This is a genomic window from Prochlorococcus sp. MIT 1342 (assembly GCF_047304495.1).
Classification (GTDB): Bacteria; Cyanobacteriota; Cyanobacteriia; order PCC-6307; family Cyanobiaceae; genus Prochlorococcus; species Prochlorococcus marinus_D.
In genome coordinates this window covers 2256712-2282085 of sequence record NZ_CP138957.1, presented here as the reverse complement: position 1 = coordinate 2282085, position 25374 = coordinate 2256712, and the positions used below count along the sequence as shown (strand labels likewise).

Annotated in this window: 25 protein-coding genes; 10 read left to right on the top strand and 15 right to left on the bottom strand. The window is 51.8% G+C overall.

The genetic code is table 11. The features are described 5' to 3' along the window. Nucleotides 1–57: 57 nt before the first annotated feature. The 3 genes from SIB79_RS11655 to SIB79_RS11645 are packed head-to-tail and all read left to right on the top strand — an operon-like array spanning nucleotide 58 to nucleotide 1232. Nucleotides 58–531 carry a hypothetical protein gene (locus tag SIB79_RS11655; protein ID WP_063404399.1) on the top strand — a complete coding sequence of 158 codons (474 nt, stop codon included), beginning with the start codon at nucleotides 58–60 and terminating at the stop codon, nucleotides 529–531. Continuing rightward, a complete protein-coding gene (locus SIB79_RS11650; RefSeq protein ID WP_063404404.1) occupies nucleotides 532–756 on the top strand; it encodes a hypothetical protein in 225 nt (74 codons plus the stop codon). A 29-nt stretch (nucleotides 757–785) separates the two neighbouring features. Further along, a complete protein-coding gene (locus tag SIB79_RS11645; protein ID WP_063404406.1) occupies nucleotides 786–1232 on the top strand; it encodes a hypothetical protein in 447 nt (148 codons plus the stop codon). A gap of 531 nt (nucleotides 1233–1763) precedes the next feature. Here the strand turns inward: SIB79_RS11645 and SIB79_RS11640 are convergent. Then, nucleotides 1764–3149, bottom strand: a complete 1386-nt coding sequence (locus SIB79_RS11640) for a ClC family H(+)/Cl(-) exchange transporter (protein WP_063404409.1) — start codon at nucleotides 3147–3149, stop codon at nucleotides 1764–1766. After that, nucleotides 3133–5757: a bifunctional aconitate hydratase 2/2-methylisocitrate dehydratase gene (gene acnB, locus SIB79_RS11635; protein WP_063404412.1), complete on the bottom strand. Its 2625-nt coding sequence runs from the start codon at nucleotides 5755–5757 to the stop codon at nucleotides 3133–3135. The genes SIB79_RS11640 and acnB overlap by 17 nt, the downstream gene beginning before the upstream one ends. 146 nt (nucleotides 5758–5903) lie before the next feature. Here acnB and SIB79_RS11630 point away from each other — a divergent pair, with 146 nt between their 5' ends. Continuing rightward, nucleotides 5904–6971: a 3-deoxy-7-phosphoheptulonate synthase gene (locus SIB79_RS11630; protein ID WP_041385306.1), complete on the top strand. Its 1068-nt coding sequence runs from the start codon at nucleotides 5904–5906 to the stop codon at nucleotides 6969–6971. A 7-nt stretch (nucleotides 6972–6978) separates the two neighbouring features. On the opposite strand, the gene SIB79_RS11625 is transcribed toward SIB79_RS11630, so the two are convergent. From SIB79_RS11625 to SIB79_RS11610, 4 genes are all read right to left on the bottom strand, one after another. Continuing rightward, nucleotides 6979–7584: a diacylglycerol/polyprenol kinase family protein gene (locus SIB79_RS11625; protein ID WP_231901444.1), complete on the bottom strand. Its 606-nt coding sequence runs from the start codon at nucleotides 7582–7584 to the stop codon at nucleotides 6979–6981. Between the two features lie 56 nt (nucleotides 7585–7640). After that, nucleotides 7641–8675 carry an RpoD/SigA family RNA polymerase sigma factor gene (locus SIB79_RS11620; protein ID WP_063404414.1) on the bottom strand — a complete coding sequence of 345 codons (1035 nt, stop codon included), beginning with the start codon at nucleotides 8673–8675 and terminating at the stop codon, nucleotides 7641–7643. A gap of 214 nt (nucleotides 8676–8889) precedes the next feature. Continuing rightward, the gene (ppk1, locus tag SIB79_RS11615; RefSeq protein ID WP_063405322.1) at nucleotides 8890–11028 is read right to left on the bottom strand and encodes a polyphosphate kinase 1; all 2139 of its coding nucleotides are present in this window, start codon (nucleotides 11026–11028) and stop codon (nucleotides 8890–8892) included. A gap of 42 nt (nucleotides 11029–11070) precedes the next feature. After that, nucleotides 11071–12378, bottom strand: a complete 1308-nt coding sequence (locus SIB79_RS11610) for an MFS transporter (RefSeq protein ID WP_063404416.1) — start codon at nucleotides 12376–12378, stop codon at nucleotides 11071–11073. Between the two features lie 21 nt (nucleotides 12379–12399). Here SIB79_RS11610 and SIB79_RS11605 point away from each other — a divergent pair, with 21 nt between their 5' ends. Then, nucleotides 12400–12885 (top strand): GNAT family N-acetyltransferase, encoded by a 486-nt coding sequence (locus SIB79_RS11605; RefSeq protein ID WP_063404418.1) that lies wholly within the window; start codon nucleotides 12400–12402, stop codon nucleotides 12883–12885. Here SIB79_RS11605 and SIB79_RS11600 read toward each other — a convergent pair. The 5 genes from SIB79_RS11600 to SIB79_RS11580 all read right to left on the bottom strand — a co-directional run bounded on the left by SIB79_RS11600 (nucleotide 12878) and on the right by SIB79_RS11580 (nucleotide 17937). Beyond that, nucleotides 12878–13984, bottom strand: a complete 1107-nt coding sequence (locus tag SIB79_RS11600; RefSeq protein WP_063404420.1) for an anthranilate phosphoribosyltransferase family protein — start codon at nucleotides 13982–13984, stop codon at nucleotides 12878–12880. The two genes, SIB79_RS11605 and SIB79_RS11600, sit on opposite strands and share 8 nt — an antisense overlap. A gap of 445 nt (nucleotides 13985–14429) precedes the next feature. Further along, the gene (locus SIB79_RS11595; protein WP_063404422.1) at nucleotides 14430–15152 is read right to left on the bottom strand and encodes a hypothetical protein; all 723 of its coding nucleotides are present in this window, start codon (nucleotides 15150–15152) and stop codon (nucleotides 14430–14432) included. 12 nt (nucleotides 15153–15164) lie between these two features. Next, the gene (locus SIB79_RS11590; protein WP_041374994.1) at nucleotides 15165–16055 is read right to left on the bottom strand and encodes a formate/nitrite transporter family protein; all 891 of its coding nucleotides are present in this window, start codon (nucleotides 16053–16055) and stop codon (nucleotides 15165–15167) included. Between the two features lie 57 nt (nucleotides 16056–16112). Continuing rightward, entirely contained in the window at nucleotides 16113–16256 is a 144-nt protein-coding gene (locus SIB79_RS11585; RefSeq protein WP_063396578.1) for a hypothetical protein, read from the bottom strand. A 52-nt stretch (nucleotides 16257–16308) separates the two neighbouring features. Beyond that, nucleotides 16309–17937, bottom strand: coding sequence for a ferredoxin--nitrite reductase (locus SIB79_RS11580; RefSeq protein ID WP_063404424.1), 1629 nt, complete (start codon nucleotides 17935–17937; stop codon nucleotides 16309–16311). A gap of 539 nt (nucleotides 17938–18476) precedes the next feature. Here SIB79_RS11580 and SIB79_RS11575 point away from each other — a divergent pair. Together SIB79_RS11575 and cobA are read left to right on the top strand one after the other, a co-directional pair. Further along, entirely contained in the window at nucleotides 18477–19262 is a 786-nt protein-coding gene (locus tag SIB79_RS11575) for a CbiX/SirB N-terminal domain-containing protein (RefSeq protein WP_236072693.1), read from the top strand. After that, nucleotides 19259–20044, top strand: coding sequence for a uroporphyrinogen-III C-methyltransferase (cobA, locus tag SIB79_RS11570; protein ID WP_063404428.1), 786 nt, complete (start codon nucleotides 19259–19261; stop codon nucleotides 20042–20044). Before SIB79_RS11575 ends, cobA begins: the two co-directional genes overlap by 4 nt. A gap of 42 nt (nucleotides 20045–20086) precedes the next feature. Here cobA and ureC read toward each other — a convergent pair whose 3' ends face one another. From ureC to SIB79_RS11550, 4 genes are read right to left on the bottom strand one after another with little or no spacing between them, the layout of a single operon-like run. Then, a complete protein-coding gene (gene ureC / locus SIB79_RS11565; RefSeq protein ID WP_063404430.1) occupies nucleotides 20087–21811 on the bottom strand; it encodes an urease subunit alpha in 1725 nt (574 codons plus the stop codon). 36 nt (nucleotides 21812–21847) lie between these two features. Next, nucleotides 21848–22165, bottom strand: a complete 318-nt coding sequence (locus SIB79_RS11560; RefSeq protein WP_011131599.1) for an urease subunit beta — start codon at nucleotides 22163–22165, stop codon at nucleotides 21848–21850. A 9-nt stretch (nucleotides 22166–22174) separates the two neighbouring features. After that, nucleotides 22175–22477: an urease subunit gamma gene (locus SIB79_RS11555; protein WP_063404432.1), complete on the bottom strand. Its 303-nt coding sequence runs from the start codon at nucleotides 22475–22477 to the stop codon at nucleotides 22175–22177. Nucleotides 22478–22495: 18 nt separating this feature from the next. Continuing rightward, complete coding sequence (locus tag SIB79_RS11550) at nucleotides 22496–23455, bottom strand: urease accessory protein UreD (protein ID WP_063405325.1); 960 nt, start codon at nucleotides 23453–23455, stop codon at nucleotides 22496–22498. A gap of 83 nt (nucleotides 23456–23538) precedes the next feature. On the opposite strand from SIB79_RS11550, the gene ureE reads away from it, so the two are divergent. Genes ureE through ureG form a run of 3 tightly spaced genes read left to right on the top strand, consistent with a single transcriptional unit; the run spans nucleotide 23539 to nucleotide 25342 of the window. Beyond that, nucleotides 23539–24051 carry an urease accessory protein UreE gene (ureE, locus tag SIB79_RS11545; protein ID WP_063405327.1) on the top strand — a complete coding sequence of 171 codons (513 nt, stop codon included), beginning with the start codon at nucleotides 23539–23541 and terminating at the stop codon, nucleotides 24049–24051. Continuing rightward, complete coding sequence (locus tag SIB79_RS11540) at nucleotides 24051–24734, top strand: urease accessory protein UreF (RefSeq protein ID WP_063404435.1); 684 nt, start codon at nucleotides 24051–24053, stop codon at nucleotides 24732–24734. Before ureE ends, SIB79_RS11540 begins: the two co-directional genes overlap by 1 nt. After that, nucleotides 24734–25342 carry an urease accessory protein UreG gene (gene ureG / locus SIB79_RS11535; protein WP_063398605.1) on the top strand — a complete coding sequence of 203 codons (609 nt, stop codon included), beginning with the start codon at nucleotides 24734–24736 and terminating at the stop codon, nucleotides 25340–25342. The genes SIB79_RS11540 and ureG overlap by 1 nt, the downstream gene beginning before the upstream one ends. Nucleotides 25343–25374 lie beyond the last annotated feature (32 nt).

Below are 25374 nucleotides of genomic sequence, written 5' to 3'. Positions count from 1 at the left end.
TTAAAGAGGAGCATTTACATGTCTAGAATAACAAGTGATCATGCATTTTGATTGATCATGCCTCAAGTCAGAACTATCTCACCTTTTCAGTATAATCCGGGGAACAAATCAGGCGTAGTTACTTATTTGCAGGGGCTTAAAGGTGGTGATAAGCCAGGCCAATACCTGTTAGTTGGTGCGAATAATTCACCAGGCCCTACGCCTGTGGGGCTTGTTTATCAAGGACCTTTAGACAAGGTTGAAAACAACGGTATTAGTGGATCTGGTACATGGAGCACGGTTGCTGTTCCTAAGCGCTTTGATGCAGCTGGCATCAGTGTGTATGGACCTGACAATTTGTCTGGTAAAAAAGTGAATTTTGTTGGGGCTTATACACGTGATCTTGATGGTCAAAGTCCTTCCGCTACAGAACCATCCATTGTTGGCTTTACATATTCAGGTAAGGTTGATGGTTCGATCGATCGTGGTTGGCGCTCTGTACAAGGTATAATACAGTTAGGAACGCCGGGCACGTACACATTTGTGCATTAGGTGGATGGTGGCTTGGCGGTTGGCAATACGGATAATGCAGAGGTGGATGACCTCACGAGTTATTTCAGCTTGAGTTCTACGGCTTTCATTGTTGATGTTGATTCAGGCGAGCAAATACCTATTCGTTTTCCAGGTGATCGCAACCCATTCGTGACTCATACGGCTTATGGCATCTGCACAATGGCGACAATACTTACACAATCGCGGGCGGCTCTGGTGAGGTAGATCCACATACATCAGAAGATAGTGGAAGAGTGGAGGTAGGCGAGGCTTATCTTATTGACTACGACAGCATTACAGGTGAGTTTGCTAATTACACTAGCTTCCCGTATCGAAATGGCGATAAGGGAGAGCTTGTTAGTCATTTTGAGGGTATCTATCGCACTAGGGCGGGCGATTACCAACTGCCTGCTACAAGTGTTGCCCTTAACGATAAGGGTGATGAGACAATTGCTTCTGTTGTTACTGTCAAACGGAATAGGAGAGGTGATTTCAACACAGAAGCCCTTTGGCAAGATCTTGATATAACCCGCAGTAGTGATGGCACTGAAAGTGTTTTGACTACAGGTAATTCGCTCTATGGTGATGCGACTGTAGGGTTTGCCAATTATCCTGAGAGCGATGGCAGACTCACCAAATTAAGCTTTGTTTTTCAGGACCCTTATGATTATGTATTCGCTGCTTTTGAGCAGTTCTTGTGATGATACAAATCTGATATTTCTACTTAGGATGAGGTTTGCTTTATTTTTGCTATTTCGTTCATCCTGTTAACACCAGATTGAGCATTAGAGAATTGGATGGAGTTATAGAATGTTTTAGCCTGTTCACAATGATTAGGCTATAAATAAAATAAGCTCATTTCGGCGTTTAGCATTCTGGAATGCTTGAAGAGCTAGATTTGCTCTGTCAGAGTGGTTCAGGTGGGCGAGACTCTATATTGCTACTTGGAGAATTTAGTCAGAACTTATATGCTCCAGGCAAAGCCATCTGCGCTATAGCGATGTAAGGCAAATAACTGTTCATCGCCTTTGGCAGTTGAGAATCCATAGGCCCAGGTGCTCTCATTAAAGTAACGGGCAAAATCGACGGATCCTTCTCTTTGCTTAAGTGCTTAAAAAGTGATATCCATGCCGCTTTAATTACCGCTGAGTAAGAGTCGATGGCACTTTATTTTGTTCGTTTGTAGGAGTGGGATTCACTGTACCCATGTAGAAGCATAAATTGTTATTGTCTCAACTAGATTGTTGGAATGATTTATCTTCTTCTAAATGCTCTAAGTTGATTTGGCGCTCATAAATTGAGTGTTCATTAAAGAGGCGAGCGACGAGAAAGCTCGATAGGCATGCCACTAGTATTGGTTTAAGGATTAGCAAATCTTTTGTTAGTGCGAAGGCCAAAAACATGGCCGTGATCGGTGTGCGTGAGCAGCTGGCTACGAACGCTCCCATGCCTGCAAAAATGAAGGTACTGGGTGCATGGCCAGTGAGCATTTCTGCCCAGTCTCCACAGGCCAGGCCGATTGCTCCTCCTAGGGTCAGCATCGGAACAAATAAGCCTCCTGGTGCTCCTGAGGCAGCTGCTAGCCCGGTAGTGAAAAACAGCACGACGAAGGTGCTGAGAGCCATCAGAGGACCAGCTTCTCCTCCACCGACCAGATCTTGGAGGTTGTCCAAATTCCTAAAGCTCTCAGGAAGAGCTGCATAAACCCCTCCGAGTACTCCACCACTGAGGACCATCCTTAAAACGAGTCGATTGCCGAACCAGGTTTTACCTTTGCGTTGCATCGCTAGGACGTAGCGGCAGTAAAACTCCGCCAAGACTCCAGTGACCAAACCAAGGGCGATTAGGTAGCCCAGGTCGATTGGTAGAAAGTGCACTAGGGGTGTGTATTCACGTTCCAGTTGAAAGCCCACGCCTTTGCTAAGACTTCCAGCGGATGGACTTAGTCCTAGAAATCCGAACACATCTGCCCAAGTATCAGCCCAGAAGGTGGTGACAACCACCAGCAGCAAGACTGCAGGTTTTGCAGAATGAAGTAGCTCTTCAATTACATAAACAAAGCCTCCAATTGGCGCACTGAAAATAGCGGCTAGACCTGCTCCACCTCCAGCAGCGACAATGACTCGGCGAAAGGCGATTGGTGCCTTTAACCATTGAGCAAATTTCCAAGCGACAGAGCCTCCCATTTGCACTGCTGGTCCTTCTGGACCAAGTGGAAAACCACTGCCGATGGCGATAACTCCTGCGACTAGCTTGACCATCCCAACCCTCAAGCCCATTGGTACGGATCGATGGCGTAAAAACGCCATGATGTGGCTCACCCCTGAACCGCTCGCAGAGGGGGCTAGACGGGAAACAAGCAACCCAGAAACCAAGCCTCCTGTGGCACCTAGGGCTGGTAGAACGATCCATGGCGGAAGAAGTTCAAGAAGCTGGAATCGCCACTTGGCGAGGCTATAGATACCAGCTTTGAAAAGCACTCCTGTGAGGGCAGCTCCAAGGCCCGTAAGCATCAGAGCCAGCACAACCACAAACCAGCGCTGCTCTAAGAGTTTGCGGATGCTGCGACTGGACTGGATCAGATTTTGTTGCCGGTTTAGATCATTCGGCATGGCCATTGGTGGGTGAAAACTCTGCAAGAACTTCTGCTTGTATGTCTTTACTTACGACGCGCCCTTGATCTGCAAAGCCATCAATCTGGTTGAAATTTAGATAGCGATAAAGCTTAGATGAGAGGGGATCGATTTTTTCTGTTGCGATCGAAAGATATTCTTTTGGTGTAGGGATTCTGCCTAATAATGCACATACTGCTGCCAACTCAGCACTGCCTAAATAGACCTGGGCTCCTTGGCCTAGTCGATTGTTGAAGTTTCGAGTGCTTGTGGAGAAAACGGTTGTGTTGTCTTCCACGCGTGCTTGATTGCCCATACATAATGAACAACCAGGCATTTCCATTCGGCTCCCTGCCCCTTCGAAGATTTTGTAGTAACCCTCTTCTTGAAGCATGGCTTCATCCATTCTTGTTGGTGGGCAAACCCATAGGCGAGCTTTGCTGGTTCCAGACCCTTCAAGAATTTTTGCCGCAGCTCTGTAGTGGCCGATGTTGGTCATACAGGAGCCGATAAAGACTTCCTGCACTGGATTGTTTGCAACCTCACTGAGTAGTTTTACATTGTCGGGATCGTTGGGACAGGCCAGTACGGGTTCTTTGAGTTCGTCGAGATTGATATTGATGATTTCGGCATACTCTGCGTTTTGATCAGCGCTAATTAATTCTGGCTTTGCTAGCCAAGCTTCCATGGCTTTGATACGTCTTGCCAGGGTGCGAGCATCCTGATAACCGCGGGCAATCATGTTTTTTAGCAATGCAATATTGCTGCGAAGGTATTCAGCAACCGTTGATTCAGACAGTTTGATCGTGCAGCCAGCGCAGGAACGTTCAGCAGTGGAATCGGTTAGTTCAAAGGCTTGCTCCAGCTTCAGATCAGGTAATCCTTCGATTTCCATGATTTTGCCGCTAAAGACATTGAGCTTTTTCGCTTTTTCCACGCTGAGTAGACCTTCTTGAATCGCGATCAAGGGGATCGCATTGACGACGTCACGCAGTGTGATGCCGCTCTGTAGTGAGCCGCTGAAACGAACCAGTACAGATTCCGGCATGTCTAGGGGCATGGCACCGATGGCTGCAGCAAAAGCCACCACGCCAGAACCTCCGGGGAAAGAAATGCCTAAGGGGAAACGAGTGTGGCTATCGCCGCCTGTTCCCACTGTGTCTGGCAGAAGCATGCGGTTCAGCCAGCTGTGGATGATCCCATCGCCTGGATGAAGTGCTACTCCACCACGCTGGGCGAAGAAATCGGGAAGTTCTTTCTGGGTTTGTAGATCTACAGGCTTCGGGTAGGCAGCGGTGTGGCAGAAGCTTTGCATGACCAGATCTGCTGCAAATCCAAGGCAGGCGAGCTCCTTCATTTCGTCCCGAGTCATTGGTCCAGTTGTGTCTTGGCTGCCTACAGTTGTCATCAGCGGTTCGCAACTGGTCCCTGGTCGTATTCCTTCGAGACCACAAGCAAGACCAACGATTTTTTGGGCCTGGGTATACCCCTTGCCCGTTTCAGGAGTGTCTCCTGGGCGCACGAATAGATCGGATGTTGACAGTCCAAATTGAGAACGCACTTTGTCGGTTAGTGCTCTGCCGATCAGTAGGGAGATACGCCCACCCGCGCGCACTTCGTCTCTGATGGTGATTGGTTTGAGCTTGAAGTGAGCCACGATTTCGCCTGCTTTGTCTTCTCCGAAGGCCCGTTCGATGGTGCCGGCATGTGGACGGATGGTGATCACATCGCCACTTTGCAGCTGACTGACATCACATTCGATTGGTAGGGCGCCGGAGTCTTCCGCTGTGTTGAAGAAAATGGGAGCGATTTTGCCGCCAAGGATGACGCCGCCGGATCGCTTGTTGGGTACGTAAGGGATATCGGCTCCTATGTGCCAAAGCACCGAATTGATTGCTGATTTACGAGAACTGCCCGTACCCACCACATCGCCCACGTAGGCAATGGGATGGCCTTTTGCCTTCAGGCTGATGATCGTGGCAAGGGCATTGGGATCCCGTGTTTCCAGCATGGCCAGAGCATGCAGGGGGATGTCTGGTCGGGTGGTGGCATGGGTGGCGGGGGATAGATCGTCGGTATTGGTTTCACCATCAACTTTGAAGACTGTGACTGTGATCTCTTTGGCTAAGACTGGTTTTGAGGTGAACCATTCAGCGGCGGCCCAGCTGTCTACAACTTGTTTGGCGAAGCGATTGGTTTCAGCTAGCTCGATAACGTCATGGATAGCGTCGTAGACGAGCAGGGTGCGACTCAGACCTGTAGCGGCGCATTCAGCTAGCTCGTGGTCATTGTGTTGAAGCAGCTCAATCAGAGCTGCAACGTTGTACCCCCCAATCATCGTGCCTAGCAGTTTTGTGGCTTCTAAGGGAGTAATGAGTGGGCTCTTGCTGTTTCCCTGGGCGATAGCACTCAGCCAGGTTGCTTTCACGTAGGCAGCTTCATCTACTCCTGGGGGGATGCGCTCACGCAGCAGGTAAAGCAGTTCAGAGGTGTCTCCTGCTGGTGGATTCTGTAAAAGTAAGGTGAGTGCTTGGGTTTGCTCGGCAGTGAGGGGCAGGGGGGGGATGCCCTGGGCGTCACGTTCGGCGGCGAGCTGGCGATAAGCACTCAGCATTGGGGTGATTCCTCGGCAGCGGTTATGGCCCTTCTATTGTTATTTGCCGTCGATCCATCCTGGCAGGAGATCGATATTGAAATGCAATTACCGGATGCTGCCACCTTGCTGGTTTCCTAGCCTGGGTTGTCATGAATTCTGGCGAAATGACCACCACCTCCGACTTGCATGTGGTGGATACGCGGCCGTTGGTGTCGCCCCTCTTGCTTCATCAGGAGCTGCCCCTCGATCTAGTGGCTCTCAAAACCGTTGCAGATACTCGTAAGCGCATCCAGGCAATTCTGCGTGGTGAGGATCCCCGCTTGCTGGTGATTGTTGGTCCCTGCTCGGTTCATGACATTGCCTCTGCAAGGGACTATGCCCGTCAGTTGGAGCCATTGCGACAGCGATATGCCGCCCAGTTGGAGGTGGTTTTGCGGGTCTATTTCGAAAAACCTCGCACCACAGTTGGCTGGAAAGGTCTCATCAATGATCCCCATCTCGATGGTTCCTATGACATCAACACTGGCTTGAGGCGTGCGCGGTCGTTGTTGCTCGACCTTGCTCGCGAGGGTATGCCGACGGCCACTGAATTGCTGGATCCGGTTGTGCCTCAATACATCGCTGATTTGATCAGTTGGACGGCGATTGGAGCCAGAACCACTGAGAGTCAGACCCATCGGGAGATGGCTTCTGGATTGTCAATGCCCGTCGGTTACAAAAACGGTACCGATGGCAGTGCCAAGATTGCGATCCATGCGATGCAGGCAGCATCTAGACCGCATCATTTTCTTGGGATCAATCGGCAGGGTCAGGCTTCGATTGTGCATACCACTGGAAACCCTGATGGCCATCTCGTGTTGCGGGGAGGTAATGGCTGTACCAATTACCATCCCGAAGCGGTGGAAGAGGTTGCAAAAGAATTAGTGAAGGCTGGCTTGGTTGATCGGTTGATGGTGGATTGCAGCCATGACAATTCGAAGAAAGATTTTCGGCGACAGTCAGAGGTGCTTCAGGCTGTTGCTACTCAGGTACGCCAAGGATCAACCCATCTCATGGGTGTGATGTTGGAAAGTCATCTTGTCGAGGGCAATCAGAAGTTGCCTGAAGACCTCTCTACTCTTGTCTATGGTCAAAGCATTACGGATGCTTGTATCGATATAGAGACAACGGCAACTCTCCTTGAGGATTTGGCGGCTGCAGTGGCTTCAGTGACGTTGTCACCAATAACTTGATCAGCCTTTAGATTGCTGTCATCCATGACCAGGCGACTGCAACTCCCATCGGCACAGTGAGGTTGTCGATACCCCAGCGACTTAGTTGCTCTAGTCCAACGGCAAGGCCTGTGACGGCGAAGATGCGTAGGGGATGGAAGTTAGCGTCAATGAGCAGGCTTAGAGTGAACAGAATGATGAGGGTTATCACAGCCATGGTAAGAGTGCCTGCGATTGATTTGCGTTGACCCCATATCAACCAATTGGGTGAGCGTACTTTGCGACCGATGAGGCCAGCTAACCCATCGCCGAAAGCCATCACAAGCACTCCGGAGCAGACCGCTGCAGCATTTTCTGGCCAGAAGAAAATTAGCAACAGGGTGATTGTTAGAGCGTATGCGACTGTGCCGTAGCTATGTCGATTGACGTCTTCAATAGCTGGTAGTAAGCGCCAGCGGTGGTTGATGAGGATCACAATGGTAATGAGAATTGCCATTGGAATCGCCCAATCCGATGGGATCCCGAGCCACCAGGCCAAAGGGATCACTGGGCCAGTACCGATGTGAACGATCTTGCGACTTAGTTCTCGTTGGTTAGGCCAGCGGACCCTGCAAACCACAGCAGCTGAAAGCACAAAAGCTATCCAGCATGCAATGGCAACCAGAGAGTTGATATACCCCAAGACTTATTTCATGCAGCTTGTTGATGGTTGGTCATCATCCGTAGCTTGAGAATGGCTTTGGCCTCCAACTGTCGTACGCGTTCTCGTGAGACGCTGATTTGCCGCCCGATTTCAGCGAGGGTCAGTGGTTCTTCACCATCTAGACCGAAGCGCAAGCGCAGGATTTTCTGTTCACGTTCATTGAGCTGAGATAGCCAACCTCCTAGGTGTTCCTTTTGGATGCTGCGATCTAGGCCTTCCATTGGTTCGGCCCCATCGGGGTCGGGGATCAGTTCACCTAGGGTGCTGCGGTCTTCTTCTCCGCGGGCATGGGCATCGAGGGATGCGCAAGGAGCGCTTTGAGCGATGAGATCCTCAAGGTCTTGGGGTTGAATACCCATGGCATGGGCTAACTCCAATCGATTTGGTTGACGGCCGAAGCGATGGGAAAGTTCTCTTGAGATGCGTCGCATCTTGGAGAGTTTTTCGCTGATGTGGATGGGTAGACGGATGGTGCGGGCACTGTTGTCGATGGCCCTGGTCATCCCTTGACGAATCCACCAATAGGCGTAGGTGGAGAACTTATAACCCATGGCTGGATCGAACTTGTCGACAGCACGTTCGAGACCAATGGCTCCTTCTTGGACTAGGTCAAGGAGTTCAAGGCCCTGATTTTGATATTTTTTGGCAACGCTTACCACGAGCCGGAGGTTGGCTGACATCATGCGGTCACGGGCGCGTTTGCCCATGCGAATTTTGTGGCGTTGTCGTGGCGTTTGGTCTTGCTCTGGTAACTCCAGCAATTCCTTCATCGCTTGCACATGGTGGGCAAGCTCAATTTCCTCAGCTGCGGTCAGCAAAGGCACGCGTCCAATGCTGCTCAGGTAGAACCCGATCGCATCAGTACCCAAACGACCACCTTGGCGATTTTGATTACGGGATGCTTGCCCGTTACGGCCAGATCGATTCGCTGTTTCTGAACGTTGCTTAGATGTAGACGGTAATACAACTTCTGACGAAGGCGTGAGTGAAGCACCCTTCGCAGATTCCAGAGGGATCCCCATCACCCTGGCCTCCTAAATTAGATTTGCGCGGAATGTAGCACTCATAGAGCTTAGAAACTTGGTTGAAGCAAAAAGTTTTTGTTAGCCCATGAGAGCGATCAGTTGATTGGTTGCTTCTGCTTCTAAGTAAAAAAACTGTTTTGCATGCTGATTATTCCTTTTTAGGTAGCAAAGAGCACTTTCTCACAGTTATGGTCTCGTGAGGCATCGAGTTTCACGCTGCTGGGATGCCTTGTTGCCAAAGGTTGATCAGCTGTTGCTGTGCACGATGTTCTTCACTATTGGGATTGGGTTGGCGCTGTAAAAAGCTGCCATCGCTCTGCATATCCCATGCTTCGCGGTTGTCGTTTAGGTAGAGGTTCAGCAGTCGCTCTAGGTGTTCCTTTTGCTCTGGTTCTTCAATTGGAGTAATGGCTTCCACGCGTCTGTCTAGGTTTCGAGGCATCAAGTCTGCGCTGCCGATATAAACCTCTGGGTTGTTGTCATTGGCAAACCAGAAGATACGGGAGTGTTCCAGGAACCGGCCGATGATGCTGATCACGCTGATGTTTTCGCTGAATCCTTTTCGCCCTGGGTAGAGACAGCACATACCGCGGATGATCAGTTCGATGCGAACTCCAACTTGGGAAGCTTCGTAGAGCAGGCTAATGATGGCTGGATCCACCAGAGCATTCATCTTGGCGCGGATGTGTCCGCCTCTACCTTCGCGGGCGTGTTCGATTTCGCGGAGGATGAGTGATTCCATTCCCTTGCGTAGGGTGACAGGTGCCACCAGCAGTCGACGGAAGCTTTGTTGCTTTGAAAAGCCAGTGAGATAATTGAATAGCTCGACTAGATCTTGGCTGAGTTCCGGTCTTGCAGAGAGCAGACCAAGATCGGTATAGAGACGTGATGTCTTCGAGTTGTAGTTCCCTGTGCCGATGTGCACGTAGCTGCGTAGCCGCTCTTTTTCTTTGCGAACGACCAAGATGGTTTTTGTGTGGGTTTTGAGTCCTAAAACGCCATAGACAACGTGAACGCCAGATCGTTCTAGATGACGGGCCCATTGAATATTGTTGCCTTCATCGAAGCGTGCCTTGAGTTCAACCAGAGCCATGACCTGCTTTCCGTGTTCGGCTGCACGGATCAGGGCCGCAATGATTGGGGAATCCTTAGATGTCCGATAGAGCGTGATCTTGATTCCCATGACTAGGGGATCGTCTGCTGCCTGATTGATGAATTCCTCTACAGAGGTCGCGAACAGTTCGTATGGGTGGTGAAGGAGAATGTCTTTGCGGCGAATCACCGAGAAGATGCTTTTGAATTCTTCTTCTTTGATTGATTCGTCTTCAAGCATTCTGCGCTGGCTGCGGGAGAGAACTTTGGCGGTCAGGCCAATGTGGGGTTGGTCTTTGAGTTGTTCCAGAGGTAAACGCATGAGACCGAATAGATCATCGAGGCCTAGTAGTCCCTCGATGCGATAAAGGTCTTTTTCTTCAACAGCCATACCTTCAATCAGCATCTCAACGACTCTCTTGGGCATTTCGTTTGTCACTTCGAGTCTCACCACTTCTCCGCCCATCCGCCGCTTATGCAGGCCTTGTTCCATGGCGCTCATGAGATCGTCGGCTTCTAGGTCCCTGAGTTCAAGGTCGGCATCGCGGGTGACTCGGAAGAAGTAGTGCTCTTCAATCTTCATCCCGGGGAAGAGCAATTTGAGGTTGAAGGCCACCACTTGCTCCAATGGAACTGCTGTGTGAACTGGTTTGGGATTGATGCCACTTAGATCAGGAGGTATCTCTACAAACCGAGGGATCGTTTTTTGTGGAATCTTGACCCGGGCGAATTGTTGTTGGCCTGTTTCCGGATCGAGGATCAGGGTCGCAATGTTGAGGCTGAGATTGCTAACGAAAGGGAAGGGATGGGCTTGATCCACGGCTAGTGGTGTCAGCACCGGGAAAATGGCTGTCTGGAAATAATTGTCAATCCAGAGGCGTTCTTTTGGATTGAGTTGCTCATAGTCGAGTAGGTGAACACCATGCTCGACTAGCTGGTTTTTGAGGTGTTTACGGTAGTGATCTTGTTGTTGCTCGATGAGCGGAACAAGGTGATCTCGGATCGTGAGGAGCTGCTGAAGAGGGGTTAGACCGTCTGCGCTGGTTTTGGTAATTCCGGCTTCCACTTGTGCTTTGAGGGAGGCCACGCGAACCATGAAGAATTCGTCGAGGTTGTTGCTGAAGATGGCACTGAACTTGGCTTGTTCCAGCAGCGGGGTACGCGTATCCAGTGCCTGAGCAAGGACCCTTTCGTTGAAGGAGATCCAGCTGAGCTCTCGGTTGATGTAGTGCTCCGAAGCTACTGCTGGATTACTCATTGAATGCCAGTTTGTTGATCCACTATCCAGGCAAAGTAGCAATCATGATTGTTTGATTGTTGTGTTACTTGTGCTTGCAGGTGGGCCTCCTGCAACAAGGGCAACAACTCCCGTTAGTACGAGGATGGCCAGCCAGAAGGGACTGCGAGGGCCTATTTGGTCGTAGGCGAATCCTGCAGCCGCTGCCCCAAGGAAGGTCCCTAGACTCTGCAGGCCTTGAAGGCTACCGAGTACTGCCCCTTGGCCTGCGTTGTCGAGGCGTCTCGAGACGAGGGCTCTCAAGCATGGCACTACTAGACCTGTGCCAAGGGCTAGTACCGATACGGCAGTGAATACAACAGAAATCGAATTCTGCTGACTGGCCATGGGCAATAGCAGACAGCCTGCAATGACGAAGCCAACGCCAGCAATGGTGAGCCGCCATTCGCCGAAGGATTTAACCAGTGGACCGATGAGCAGCCCTTGAACCACCATTGCGATCACGCCTACAACTGCAAAGGTCAGGCCCGCTAAACTGACTGTCCATGAAAAGGCTTGCTTCAGGTAAAGCACCAGCACAGCTGTGAAACCGTTGAATGCCATGAAGAACAGGAAGAAGGCGAAACAAAGGCGGCTTACTAATGGATTGGCAAAGATCTGTGCTAGTTGGGTGATCGGGTTGAGTTGTCTTTTGCTTGGTAGGGAATTGCGAGCTGCTGGCGGGTGTGTTTCGGGAAGGATATAGATCACAAGAAGCAGGTTCGCGACTGCGAAGGCTGTGGCGGCTATCCCGGGTAGAGCAATATTGATCTCTGCTAAGCGGCCACCGATATAAGGGCCCAAGATGAACCCGAGGCCGAATGCAACGCCAATCAGGCCGAATGCCTTTGCTCGGCTCTCAGGTGTTGAGATGTCGGCAAGCACTGCTGTGGCGCTACTTGCTGTTCCACCGCTAACGCCATCGATGATTCTTGCTGAGAAGAGAAGGATCAGGGGAACAATGCCGATCCAAGCGGCTGGAAGTATGTTCCAGTCAATCCATACTGTGATAGCGAATAAGCCAAGGCCTACTACTGAGCCAGCAACGCAAGCGGTTAAAATTGGTTTGCGGCCAAAACGATCACTGAGAGCTCCAATTAGGGGAGCCACGACGAATTGAGCCAATGCATAAGTACCTCCAAGTAGCCCCAGGATTGTGCCGCTGTCTGTGAAGCGTCCTGGGAGGTATGGAAGTAATGGCAGTAAGAGGGTTTCACCTAGGCGATCGTTCAACAGAGTGACAAAGGCACAGAGAAAGATGGGAATCTGTGGTCGGCGCAATTGGGAATGAGTCAGGATGAATGTCACGATCCCATAGAGACTTGACGCCATTGATCTAAATGGCAGGCTCTTGTGACTTGTCGCCGCTTAAGACCCCTTACAAAAACTGATCATTTTGTTGTCAGGGAGATTTATGCCGATGCGATTGAATCTCAAGGGGGAGGCTTGTATTCCCCTGTTCAGATCAGTGCTTGGGCAGCCTTGGCTTGGTTGCCAGGAGTTCTGGATCGGCCACTGATTGAAGGACGAGGTTGGTTGAGTCTTGAGAACGACGAGGTTGAGGCTTTTGCTCTTCGTTATCCCTCTGATCGTTTGGCGTTGCTGTATTGCCGGGGCCGGTCTGCTCGTTGTGGCCATGCCACTGCGTTGCTTGAACAGGTAGAAGCTGAAGCCTTGCAGGAAGGAGAGCTAATCTTGGTGACGGAAGCCAGTTTGTGTAGTCACCCTTTGCTGTTGAAGTGGGGCTGGATTGAAATGGCTAAGGAAGTGATTCAGATCGGAGGTGTGAGTTTCGATCGTTATCGCATGGCGAAAAACCTACAGGCTCGCTTCAAATGATGGTTTCTCTCCAAGCAATGAGCTGCTCAAGCGTGGTTTGGGCTAAGCCTGATTGCAGACACTTTTCAGCATGAGCGATACCTTCATCGAGGTTGTCGGCCAGGCCAGCTAACCATAGGTAGGTACCAGCATTCCAGAGGAGGGGCTGACTTAATGGCCCGCGATTGTGCAGAGCTTCCATTGCCTGTCCGCTCCACTCTGTCAGGTTGCTCCACTCAACGTCTTTGCTAAAGCAGCCATGGTTACGGGGGTGGAGGATGAGTCGTTCTGGCTTGCCATTTTGAACTCGTGATGTGATGCAAGCTCGACTGATGGGAAGGTCTGTGCTTCCTTCGAGCCCTTTCACAGTCACGAGATTTGTTTCACCTGCTAGCGCAAGGGCTTTCCAGGCCCGCTCTTCGGTGGGGGGATGCACGAAGCCGCTGACGAGCAAATGCTTTTCTTGATGTGCTGTCCAAAGCAGCTCCAAACTGGCCACAGGCGGTCGCTTGCCGATGTCGTCGCGATAACTGATCAAGCTTTCGGCTAGCGGGAAGTGATCTGGCTGGTAAATCAGTGCCAGACCATGTTGTTGAAAGCCAGCTTCTAGGTTTGCTATTGATAGGCCTTGGAGTTGTAGCCCTAAGGCTTTGAATAACTCTTCTGTGGTGACGCCATATTTGATTGGCATACGCTGCCCCCCTTGCAAGACGACGGGTTGACCAGCGTTGAGTAGGACCAGTGCTGTGAGCGGATAAATCGGGGCTGTTCGCTTGCGGCCGTCGAATGGCATGCCAAAGCAAATGGGTCTTTTCTGGCCATTGGCTGATTTCAGTTTGGGTCCAAGCACTCTGTATGTATCGAGCATGCCGGCGAGTTCCTGGGGCTCGGGTCGACGAATGCGATGGGCGATGAGGAAGGCGCCAATTTGAGCAGGGCTGGCTTGGGCTGTAAGGATGAGATGCAAGGCATCAGCCGATTCTTCACGGCTCATGCCACGACTGGTTTGCTCTCCACTTCCCACCTTCCTGAGGTGGGCTTTGAAGCGTTCACGGCCGGATAATTCGGGGCATGTGGTCACGATTGATTGCCGGAACTCATTGGATCTTTCTGTAGTCATGTAGCTGCGTGGAGTAGCGATTAAGACATCCTTGTGACATGCCTGCTTGGCATAGGTTTAATTGGCTCCGTTGGGCTTTAGGAATCACTGCAACGATAAAGCGAGGCTGTTTGCATTTCAGCGTAGTTATATTTTCTAAGTGCAATGTTCGAATCTTCAAAGTTTTTGCGCTGGGGTATTGATCAACGTCGAGACTGGTTTTATGCTATTTTTTATTTGATTAGCGGGCTTTTGATTGCAAGGGTTTGACATGCATCTTGCATAGAAGATTCATCTAAGAGTAAGAGTTTTTTGGCACCGTAGTTCTGCTTTTCAGTAGTTGATTGGTGTCAATGAAATGAATCATCAGATACGATTGCTTTTGCTTGGATTGCAGTTTTCCTTTATTGCCATCATCCTCTTTTTGATTCAATAACCCATTTTTGCGTATCCGTTGGCTATGGATTCATTGCCATGATCTGTATTGCTGAGCAAGTTGTTTTTTGGCTAGGTCTCGATGGAGATCAGTCGGCAGACTTTGGCTGAGCTTGAACAGGTTTGATTGACTGCTGGATGTGCCGATGCAGCCCAGGGCTAGTAATGCTGCTCGTGTTGTCGCTTCGGAACCTTTTCTTGCCACTTCGGCAATGCGGTTGCTGATGTCGACACCATCGCGTCGCTGCAGAATTCGAATGGTGCTTAACACCACTGGATCGCGTATGTCGTTGAGGAGGTCGTCAAGGAGGTTCAGCAGCTCGTCATCGCTGAGTTGGTATGCCTTGAAGTTCAACAACTCCAGACCAGCCATGCGCATTGCTTGGGAAGGTTCTCTGAAAATCCTTTTTATCAGCAAAGTTGGCACGATTGCTCCCCAGCAGGCCATTGCTTGCAGTACCTCGAGCTCCAGTTCTTCTTGATCACCAAGTTGTTGGATGAGCCAGTCTCGAGCCTCAGGTTGATGGCAGAGGCCAGCTGCATGGATGAGTTCAGACTGCTTACCATGTTGCTTAAGCAGGGTTTTTAATATTCCCCAGCCATCATCACCAAGCAAGCCCAGTCTTTCGGCTAAGGCTTTACGTAGATCAGCAGAAAGGCTGGGGCAGTAAACATTCCCCAGCCAGTCTGGTTCTAGAGGAGCCTTACCTACTTTATTGAGACGTTCCCAGAGAACGGCTTCATCGAAGCTCATGAATGTTCTAGATCAGCGTGCCCCTAGTTCGGCGGCGAGTTCACGTTCCAGCTTCTCATCGTGAACCGTAGGCAGTACGTTGCTCATTTGGGTGCGATGGGTGCTGTAGAAGAGCATGCCGATAAACACCATCCCGCCAATGATGTTGCCGAGGGTGACTGGAATGAAGTTCCAAACGATTACCTGGCCAAAGGAAACGCCTGAACCAAGCATGGGTCCGGCGGTGTGCAGGAACATGTTCACCACGATGTGCTCCATTCCCATGGTTTGGAATGCTGTGATCGGCAGCCAGCAGGCCAAAATTTTGCCAGGTACGCTCTTACTAACTAGGGCCATGGTCACACCCAGACAAACCAACCAGTTCGCGATCAATCCGCGCAGGAAGGCCAAGAAGAAGCCAAGGGATTGAAGGTTCTCGTATTTGGTAACAACGTTGGTTTTGTTGAGGGCAATGATCTTCGCTGCTACCTGTTGCCACATGCCGCCACCATCGGCAGCGGAGGCGGGATCCACGGTGCCACCGCTGGTCAGGCTGATTGCCATCAATAGGGCAACCACAGCAGTGCCGATCCAGTTGCCGAGCCAGACCCAACCCCAGTTGCGGAAGGTGGCTCCCCAGGTGCTCTTGCCGGCCCATGTGGCCATAGGCAGCAGAGCGAAGTTACCGGTGACCAGTTCCATGCCGAATAGCACGATGCTGGCAAAGCCGAAGGGGAAGAGCAGGGATCCCAACCATGGTTGACCACTCTTGAGACCAACTGTGAGTGCAAGGATCACAGCAAGGCCGAGAATGGCCCCGGAATAGAAGCCACGCACCAGCAAGTTCTTGACGCTGACAGTGGCTTTTTTGCCGCCGGCGGTAATCATGCCGTCGACAAGTTCGTTAGGTAGGACGTAGTCCATTTGTGACGCCGTGGCGCTCATGTTGGTAGATGCGTAGGTTTAACGAGAGGAGGATTTTTAGCCACTGATGGTGTTCATCAGGCGTGAGAAGACATCTCGGCCACCTTCTTTTTGATTGATTGCAGGCTTGTCGCTACCGCTGTTGCTTAACCAGTTGACAAAGCGAGAGAAAAGATCACGTGCTTGGGAAGTCGATTGCATGGTGGGGCTTGATAGGTGATTGATTTAAGAACGGTGGTTTAGCGATCGCAGCTCAAGGGGATGGGCTGCTGTTTTCGCCTAAATTGCTGAACCAGTTCATGAAGTTGGAGAAAGGGTCGCTGTTCTGCTTCGGTTGGCTACGAGGTTGAGCACCGAAGCGTTCGATCAGTAATTCCCGCAGCACGTCTTTCAGTTCGCTGCCAGGAATGCCTTTGCGATGCAGTGTCCCGATTCGGGCATCCGGCCCTTGCCGGCCTTCAAGGCTGAGGTCATAGGCCTCAACCATGCCTTGGCCCCCGTTCGGTGCACGGGCTTTGGTTCCTGTGAGGCCGATTGCGCCCATGTAGGCCTGGCCACAGCTGTTGGGACAGCCAGTCCAATGGACTTTTATTTCCTCAGGGAGGATGAGTTCTGCATCCAGTTCATGGGCCATTGCCATGGCCTGATCTTTGGTGTTTGTAAGGGCGAAGCTGCAGTACGTATTTCCTGTGCAGGAGACAGTGCCGGCGGCAAAGGAACCGGGTTCAAGTGGAAAACGCTGTAGCAGTGGATCAGCTTGAAATTTGTCGAGGTTGGTAGTTGATAGCCCCACCAAAATGATGTTCTGGTCTTCAGTAAGACGAATTTCACCACTGCCATAGTTAAGACTGGCGCTAGCAAGATCCTGAAGATCTTCTGCGCGTAATCGTCCAACGGGTACATGCATGCCGGCGTAGTGAAGCCCTGTTTGTTTCTGAGGGTGGATTCCGTAAAAAGAGCGAGGCTTGTCGTCAAATACAGAACCGGGATCAGGAGTTAGCGGTCCAAATTTTTCCGCCACCATGGTGCGAAACGCTTCGATGCCCACGCTGTCGAGGTACATGCGAAACCTGCCCTTAGGGCGATTGTTACGCTCACCGTTATCTCGCCATAGCGTTAGAATAGTGCCGGTGAGCCGACAGATTTCATTGGGTTTAACCCAGGCATTTAAAGGCAGCGCATAGTCATTCATCTGCGAGGAGAGGATCCCTCCGAGCCAGACGCCGAAACCCATCACCCCATCGTGTTCCACTGGATGGAAGATGATGTCGTTATGGAGCAGGAAATTATCGCGGGCCCCTGCAACTGCCGTATTCCATTTGCGGGGAAGGTTGGAGAATTCATGGTTTCCTTTTCCTTGATTCGTGAGGAAATTTTGTAGTTCAGTTGTGTAAGGGCGAGTATCAACAATTTCAAGAGGATCAATCCCAGCCAGTGGATTTCCTGTGACATTGCGTGGGTTATCAAAACCTGATTGGATTGTGTTGAGACCTGCCTCTTCAAGACGTCTGAGTATTTCGGGAAGATCACTCAGTAAAACACCACGAAGCTGTAGGTTTTGGCGTGTTGTGATGTCGCAACTGCCGTCTTCTCCGTAGCGACCCACAATTGAGGCCACTACTTTTATTTGGTGGCTATTGAGAACACCATTGGGTATCCTTAGCCGTAGCATGAACTTGCCAGGAGTTTTGGGTCGCCAGAACATTCCATACCATTTCAGGCGCAGTTCGAGGTCTGTTTTATCGACCTGTTCCCAACCAACCTGAGCAAAGGTTTCAAGTTCATCACCAACATCTAAGCCATCTTTAAAAGCTTTATTTTGCTCAATTTTGTTGAGCTTCTTCCCTTGGAGAAATTGTTTAGCAGGAGAGCTAATAACCATGACATTTTGTTGAAATTAAACTTGAAAAGAAGTGATCATGTTTTTTAAACTTTATTCGCTTATTGGATGCCCATGGTTTTTAGACTCTGCCATTATTGAAGTAAGGGTAAGTTGCGAATGGAGTCATTAAGCCTGATGGAAGAGGGCATTGGCGGTATCAGATTGAACAAAACTGAGCATTTGTGTGAAATTCAAGATTTGGTGTCTTTGTATACATTCTGAGCCCGGCTGATTTGACTGAGCCAGGGGTGTTGAGGATTCAGGTCACGCTGCGAATGGAGTCATTAAGCCTCAATGAAGAGGGTATTGGCGGTATCAGATTGAACAAAACTGAGCATTTGTGTGAAATTCAAGGTTTGGTGTTTATCGATACATCTAGGTGCACAAGTTTCCTTCTTTATGGTTGCTGTGTATAAATTTTAAGTGATTTCAGTATTGGCGGCCTATCTCTCCCAGCCAACGGATTGTGCCTTGTCTGAGCATTTTCCACACACGGTTCATGGCAGCTAAATCCCTTTCGAAGTCACTGTTAAAGCGTTTTGAGCGGGTTGCATCCTGTCTGCCTTGGCGACCACTCGTCCTCAACCGAGTTTGCGACTGTGTTCGATAGCGACGGGATGCCATGGTTGCAGTTGACTATTAAGACTGGAATGACTTCACCAGTTTCGGATGTCTTAGATCCGTGGCCGTTGTTACGAAAGCATGAGCAGGTTGGTTGTAAGCGCGCTTTGCGTTTGATCGTGCATGGCCGTGCTGGTGGGTATGTTCCTTCTTGTGTGCGTTCTTTTGCTCTGGAGGTCGCGCAACGTCGAGGCACACCTGTGCTGGTAGAGGCCTTAACGGCTACTGATCGCCATGAGCAGAGTGCAGATCCTATTTGGCTGGTTCCTTTGTTGTTGCTGCCTGGTTCTCATGTTCGAGAGGATGTGCCGTTGATTCGTCAGCGACTTCAGCAACAGGGTGTGAACACCAGGTTGGTGCCTTTCTTGGGTGCCTGGCCCTCTTGGTGGCGATTGTTACAGCAGTGGGTGCAGCGTCAGGATTGTCGTGATGGCTCTCTTGTTTTGGTTCACCATCCCCTTCGCCAGGGTGTTGCTCATCGCTATTTGAGTTTGCTGCAGCAGCGGCTGGCGTTGCCCATGCTTTCCTGGGACGACTGGCATGCTGATGTCGCTTCAGCGAAGGAGGCATCCACGCCTCTTTTTCTTGCCTTGGCGCCAATCCAGATTACGCAGACGCTGCGCGATTCTGGGGTGATGACTTCCCTACTTGAGATTGAGTTATTTCGATTGGGTTTGATTGATTTGCTGGCTGCATTGCCATGAGCTGCTTGGACTTTGGCACTGTGTATTTGGTGGGTGCAGGCCCTGGTGATCCTGATTTGCTCACACTGAAGGCTTATCGTCTGCTTCGCCAGTGCGGAGCCTTGGTTCACGATGCTCTGGTGCCTAAGGAAGTACTCGAGTTAGTACCCGAGTCTTGTGAACGGCATTTTGTTGGTAAACGTCGAGAACGTCATTGGGTCCCACAGTCCAAGACAAATGAGTTGCTTGTTGAATTGGCTCAGCGTCATTCCTGTGTAGTACGCCTAAAAGGTGGTGATCCTTTTCTGTTTGGGCGGGGTGGTGAGGAGGCCGCCTATTTGCAGAGTCATGGGGTATCGGTGGAGGTGGTCCCTGGGATTACAGCGGGGATGGCTGCGCCGGCCTATGTGGGTATTCCTCTGACCCATCGTTGTGGTGGTAGTTCTGTCACCTTTGTGACAGGTCACGAGAAGATCGACAAACAGCGTCCTTCTGTAAATTGGAAGGATCTTGCTAGCGCAAGTGACAGCCTGGTTATTTATATGGGTTTGCATAACCTTGCTTATATCGTCGAAGAGTTGATTGCCGGTGGCCTCGATCCAGCTACGTCCGCAGCAATCATTCAACAGGGCACTGTCGTAGGTCAGCGCTACCTCAAAGCACCCTTGGAACAGTTGGTTCAAAGGGTGCAGAGCGAAGGGTTTGCAGCGCCGTCGATTGTGATTGTGGGTACAGTAGTTGATGAACAGGTTGCAGCGTGTGCTCCTCAGCCGGCTGAGGTTGTGATGCCGATCAAGTCTTGATCTATGACTTAGCAACCTAAAGGTAGATGTTGGATTTAGCGTTTAAAGTAGGAGATATCGCTGGGCCATTGGTAGTTCTTCTGCGGGGTCGCATGTGAGTAAATCGCCGTCGGCGAACACCTCGTAAGTTTGTGGATCTACCTCTACTTTTGGTAGTGAATTGTTGTTGTGCATTTCTGCTTTGCCGATCGTGCGGGTGTTCAGAACGGGAATGCAGGCACGTTGCAGCCCCAGCTTGTTGGGAAGATCTGTTTCGATGGCCGCTTGGCTCAGGAAGGTGAGGCAGCTGGGGGCAAGGGCTTTGCCGAATGCTGCAAACATTGGTCTGCCATGGACTGGTCCAGGTGTTGGAATCGAGGCATTAGCATCGCCCATTTGCGCCCAGATGATTGACCCGCCCTTGATGACAAGTTCTGGCCGCACGCCGAAGAAGCCTGGCTTCCAGAGCACCAGGTCTGCCAGTTTGCCTACCTCTACTGAGCCAACATGGTTGTCAATGCCGTGGGCAATGGCGGGGTTGATCGTTACCTTGGCGATGTAGCGCTTTAGGCGGTTGTTGTCGTTACGAGTGCCACGTGGATTGCCAGCATCTTCTGGCAGAGGGCCTCTCTGAACTTTCATCTTGTGAGCGGTCTGGAATGTTCTGGTAATCACCTCTCCGACTCGTCCCATCGCTTGGGAATCACTGGCAATGATGCTGAAGGCACCGAGGTCGTGGAGAATATCTTCCGCGGCGATCGTTTCGCGACGGATGCGCGATTCGGCAAAGGCCACATCTTCAGGAATCGCTGGATCTAGGTGGTGGCAAACCATGAGCATGTCGAGGTGCTCTTCCAGGGTGTTGCGGGTGTAAGGCCGGGTTGGATTTGTGGAGCTGGGCAGCACGTTGCTTTCACCACAGATACGGATGATGTCTGGTGCATGGCCTCCACCGGCCCCTTCGGTATGGAAGGTGTGGATGGTGCGTCCGCCGATTGCTCGGATTGTGTCTTCTACAAAACCTGCTTCATTGAGCGTGTCTGTGTGGATGCAGACCTGGACATCAAAGCGATCGGCTACCGAAAGACAGCAGTCAATAGCTGCTGGAGTGGTACCCCAGTCTTCGTGGAGTTTGAGGCCGCAGGCACCGGCTAGTACTTGCTCCTCGAGAGCTTCAGCTGTACTGGCATTGCCTTTACCAAAGAAGCCAAGATTCATCGGCAAGCCTTCGGCTGCTTGCAGCATGCGGCTGATGTGAAAGGCGCCAGGTGTACAGGTAGTGGCATTGGTGCCTGTTGCCGGACCTGTACCACCACCGAGCATGGTGGTAACGCCGCTAGCTAGGGCAGTCTCGATTTGCTGTGGGCAGATGAAATGGATGTGGCTATCGATGGCGCCGGCGGTCACGATGTGACCCTCTCCAGCAATGGCTTCAGTGCCTGGGCCGATCACAATGTCAATCCCGTCAGTGATGTCGGGATTGCCAGCCTTGCCGATGGCAACGATCCGTCCGTCTCGTAGGCCGATATCTGCTTTGACGATCCCCCACCAGTCGAGGATCAGGGCATTGGTGATCACGGTGTCAACAGCACCATTGGCGCGGGATTGCTGGGATTGCCCCATGCCGTCGCGGATCACTTTCCCTCCACCGAATTTGACTTCTTCGCCGTAGGTGGTGAAATCGCGTTCCACCTCCAGGATCAACTCGGTGTCTGCTAGGCGTATGCGATCACCTGTGGTGGGGCCGTAGGTTTCGGCGTAGGCCTGGCGATCCATCCGGTAGGCCATAGCAATGCAGCGAAAGGGACGAGGTGTAGAAGCAGTTCAGTCGAGTGGTCCGTTGACCAGACCGTTGAAACCAAAAACCTTGCGGTGACCAGCAAGGGCAACCAGGCGCACGTCACGTTCGTCGCCGGGTTCGAAGCGGATCGCTGTTCCAGCAGGGATGTCCAATCGGTGCCCCCGTGCAGCATCACGATCGAAGTGCAGAGCTGTATTGGTCTCGAAAAAGTGAAAGTGGGAGCCAACTTGGATCGGTCGATCGCCACTATTGGCCACGCGCAGGGTGAGGGTTGGCCGGTTGCTGTTGAGTTCAAGCGTGCCCGGTTCAGGAATCAGTTCACCGGGGATTAGCGGAGGCATGGGGATTTTTTAGCGGATGGGGTCGTGGAGGGTGACCAATTTGGTGCCGTCCTTAAAGACGGCTTCGATTTGCACCTCCGGGATCAGTTCGGGAACACCATCCATCACCTGATCGCGACGCAGCCAGGTGCTGCCTTCGGACATCAGCTCCGCGACGGATTGGCCGTCACGAGCGCCTTCGATGACAAGGAAGCTGAGCCAGGCCACGGCTTCGGGGTGGTTGAGCCGCAGGCCGCGGTTGAGGCGTCGTTCTGCAAGCAGGGCAGCGGTGACGATCAGGAGTTTGTCTTTTTCCTGGGGGCTGAGGTGCATGGAAGCCAGGATTTCATTTCAGTGTGGCGAGGCAGAAGGCGATTGATGGTCCTTTGTGAACCTTTCGTTTGAGAACGTTCCCTCTTCTTGCAGGGGCCATTCTCGTGGAGGTTGAGGAGTGCTGAGCCGCCGTAGCTGGCGTGTGCGGGCCCAGAGGCGGGAAAACCATTGGCGCGCGGCTTGGCTTGATGGCCCTATATATCGGGCCACTAAGCCTTGATCGAGACCACCACAAGCCATGGAACCTTCTAGGTTTGCGCGATCTGTTCGACAGTTCCGCAGAAGTATCTCCATCACGTCGGCAGTCAGAGGATGCGGTGCGGCCCAAACAAAAGATCCGAACACGGGCTGTGTCCCCATGCCGTGCACACTCTGCAGCACTTCGCTGTTGAGCTCGAGTTGATCGACTAGTTCCCATTGACGGCCAATCGGGGTTTGTCGGCAGATCTCCAGGCTTGACCTCCAGGCGCCTTCGTTCAGTGTTTCTCCAGCAGCTGTGCGACCTAGGCGCACCACTTCGGCGCAGAGAAAACTGGCTTTTGGTTGCAGTTCGACTTGCATCCGTTGCTTATAGAGGCCTCCTTGAAAAACCACGAGCTCTTGGGGTAACCATTCCAGATCAGCATTGGTTTCTAGTTCGAAGTGACACTCTTGACTTGCCCAGCGGCCTTTGGGGTGTTGTTTGGAGCGGCCCACGGAGCCATAGACCTTCTGGGCAGCCACACTCGTGACCAGGCCGCGGCTGTCTGCTCCAGCTTTGACATTCACACTGAGCTGATCTCCTCCGACTAAACCCCCTGCGGTGTGAAGTAAGGGCAGTTGACAGCGGCCGTCGTGATCAAGATTGGCACGCTGAATCTTGAATGGAGCCGTGCATTGGCTCTGATGCACGGTGAGCCGGGATTGAAGATCGTCTGTCGCAGTTTTGCTGATCAGTTGCAGGGAACATTGGCCGTGCCAGGGTCTATCGCCAGTCATCGGAGCACGCTGTGATCGAGCACGGTTTAACTCTTTAGCAACACTCACGGATGGAGCAGTTGCCGTTTGGCAGGCTTATGGTCATGAGCTTGGTCGATTTTCCTTCTCTCGATACTGTTCCGGTGCTCACCCGCAGGCTTGGTGCTGTTGGGGTTGAGGCTTGTATGGAATTGCCTCTTACTGCTGAAGAACGCACACGTTTGCGAGGGCTGCGATGCACGGCTTGTGGTCAGTCCGTCTTATTGCAATTGCCGCGGCAGGGCCCATTGCAGCCTGGAGAAAGTTTGGCTGCGGCGGAAGGTCCTGTTTTGGTGAGGGTGGTCGCTGCTCCTGAGAAACTGTTGGTGGTTAGGGCTCCTTCAGAACTGGCTTTGCTTGAGGCGGCTTATCACTTGGGTAATCGTCACGTGGCACTAGAGCTACGCACGCAGCAGCTGCGTTTGCTAGATGATCCTGTCTTAGCCGATCTGCTGCGGGTGCGTGGCTTGGCTTTGGAGTCTCTGATGGAGCCTTTTTATCCGGAGCCTGGGGCCTATCAAGGCGTCCATAGCCATGATCACCAGCCCATTGATGGGCAGCAACAACGTCATCACTGATGAGCAGTCTCGCTTTGCTTCAGCTTGTTAGCCCGGCTTTGCCGGTGGGTGCGTTCAGTTATTCGGAGGGTTTGGAACTGCTGGTGCAGCGAGATCAGCTTCAGGATCGAGCAACTTTGGCAAGTTGGTTGGAGGCGGAGCTCAGTCGCGGGCAAGTCATGATCGAAGCTGCTGCTTTGCGCCCGCTGCGTCATTCCCTCAGCCAATGGAAGGTGAGTGCTGAGAAGGGCAAAGTTGAGCATGGCACTGACGTGCGCGATTGGGCTCAATGGTTGATTGCACTGCGAGATGCGGCTGAAGTAAGAGCGCAGCAACAGCAGATGGGTCGCTCTCTTTTGCAGTTATTAGCTGACCTGGGTCATCCTCTCCCTGATGGAGGAGTGGATTTTGGTTGGCCAGTGGCTTGGGCTTGGGCTGGTTTGTCTTGGGAGATAACGCCTTTGGAGGTTGTGCAGGGTTACTTGTTTGGCTGGGTGGCTAATCAGCTCAGTGCGGCCGTGCGTCTTGTTCCGCTTGGGCCAACTGAGGCACAACGGTTGCAGCGTCAGCTTCAGCCGCTGATTGAAATGCAGGCCCGTAGCTTGCTTGATGTGGATCCAAAGCAGCTTTGGTGCGGAGGAGTGGGTTCTGCTATTGCACAGCTCTCACATGCTGAGCTGTATTCCCGATTATTCCGGAGCTGATGAGTAGCAAACTGCGTTTAGGTGTGGCTGGCCCGGTGGGTTCGGGTAAGACAGCACTAGTGGAGGCAATGTGTCGCCGTCTACGAGATCAGTTGCAATTGGCAGTTGTCACCAACGACATCTATACCCAGGAAGATGCAGAGTTCTTGACGCGTGTTGGAGCTCTTGAGCCAGAGCGTATTCGCGGAGTGGAAACAGGCGGTTGTCCTCATACTGCTATTCGTGAGGATTGTTCGATTAATCGCGCGGCCGTAGAAGATCTGGAGCGAAATTTTCCAGATCTTGATGTTGTGCTTGTTGAGAGTGGTGGCGATAATCTTGCCGCCAGCTTCAGTCCAGAATTGGTGGACCTTTGCATCTATGTGATTGATGTGGCGGCTGGCGACAAGATCCCTCGCAAGGGGGGCCCTGGGATTACACGCTCGGATTTATTGGTGATCAACAAGATTGATCTCGCTGTCCATGTCGGGGCCGATTTGGAAGTGATGAAGCGCGATACGACGCGGATGCGGGGAGAGCGTCCTTGGTGCTTCACCAACTTGCGGAGCGGAGATGGCTTGGAGAGCGTGCTGCAATTTTTGTTGCAACAGCTACCAAATCGCCCTTAGCAATGATCAGCGCAAAGGGCTTTGTATCATTC

Bases quoted from the DNA above. Each gene is read 5' to 3' on its own strand.
- SIB79_RS11655 (WP_063404399.1), top strand. From the start codon at position 58: ATGCCTCAAGTCAGAACTATCTCACCTTTTCAGTATAATCCGGGGAAC.
- SIB79_RS11640 (WP_063404409.1), bottom strand. From the start codon at position 3,149: ATGGCCATGCCGAATGATCTAAACCGGCAACAAAATCTGATCCAGTCC.
- acnB (WP_063404412.1), bottom strand. From the start codon at position 5,757: ATGCTGAGTGCTTATCGCCAGCTCGCCGCCGAACGTGACGCCCAGGGC.
- SIB79_RS11630 (WP_041385306.1), top strand. From the start codon at position 5,904: ATGACCACCACCTCCGACTTGCATGTGGTGGATACGCGGCCGTTGGTG.
- SIB79_RS11620 (WP_063404414.1), bottom strand. From the start codon at position 8,675: ATGGGGATCCCTCTGGAATCTGCGAAGGGTGCTTCACTCACGCCTTCG.
- ppk1 (WP_063405322.1), bottom strand. From the start codon at position 11,028: ATGAGTAATCCAGCAGTAGCTTCGGAGCACTACATCAACCGAGAGCTC.
- SIB79_RS11610 (WP_063404416.1), bottom strand. From the start codon at position 12,378: ATGGCGTCAAGTCTCTATGGGATCGTGACATTCATCCTGACTCATTCC.
- SIB79_RS11600 (WP_063404420.1), bottom strand. From the start codon at position 13,984: ATGACTACAGAAAGATCCAATGAGTTCCGGCAATCAATCGTGACCACA.
- SIB79_RS11595 (WP_063404422.1), bottom strand. From the start codon at position 15,152: ATGAGCTTCGATGAAGCCGTTCTCTGGGAACGTCTCAATAAAGTAGGT.
- SIB79_RS11590 (WP_041374994.1), bottom strand. From the start codon at position 16,055: ATGGACTACGTCCTACCTAACGAACTTGTCGACGGCATGATTACCGCC.
- SIB79_RS11585 (WP_063396578.1), bottom strand. From the start codon at position 16,256: ATGCAATCGACTTCCCAAGCACGTGATCTTTTCTCTCGCTTTGTCAAC.
- SIB79_RS11580 (WP_063404424.1), bottom strand. From the start codon at position 17,937: ATGGTTATTAGCTCTCCTGCTAAACAATTTCTCCAAGGGAAGAAGCTC.
- cobA (WP_063404428.1), top strand. From the start codon at position 19,259: ATGAGCTGCTTGGACTTTGGCACTGTGTATTTGGTGGGTGCAGGCCCT.
- ureC (WP_063404430.1), bottom strand. From the start codon at position 21,811: ATGGCCTACCGGATGGATCGCCAGGCCTACGCCGAAACCTACGGCCCC.
- SIB79_RS11560 (WP_011131599.1), bottom strand. From the start codon at position 22,165: ATGCCTCCGCTAATCCCCGGTGAACTGATTCCTGAACCGGGCACGCTT.
- SIB79_RS11555 (WP_063404432.1), bottom strand. From the start codon at position 22,477: ATGCACCTCAGCCCCCAGGAAAAAGACAAACTCCTGATCGTCACCGCT.
- SIB79_RS11550 (WP_063405325.1), bottom strand. From the start codon at position 23,455: ATGACTGGCGATAGACCCTGGCACGGCCAATGTTCCCTGCAACTGATC.
- ureE (WP_063405327.1), top strand. From the start codon at position 23,539: ATGAGCTTGGTCGATTTTCCTTCTCTCGATACTGTTCCGGTGCTCACC.
- SIB79_RS11540 (WP_063404435.1), top strand. From the start codon at position 24,051: ATGAGCAGTCTCGCTTTGCTTCAGCTTGTTAGCCCGGCTTTGCCGGTG.
- ureG (WP_063398605.1), top strand. From the start codon at position 24,734: ATGAGTAGCAAACTGCGTTTAGGTGTGGCTGGCCCGGTGGGTTCGGGT.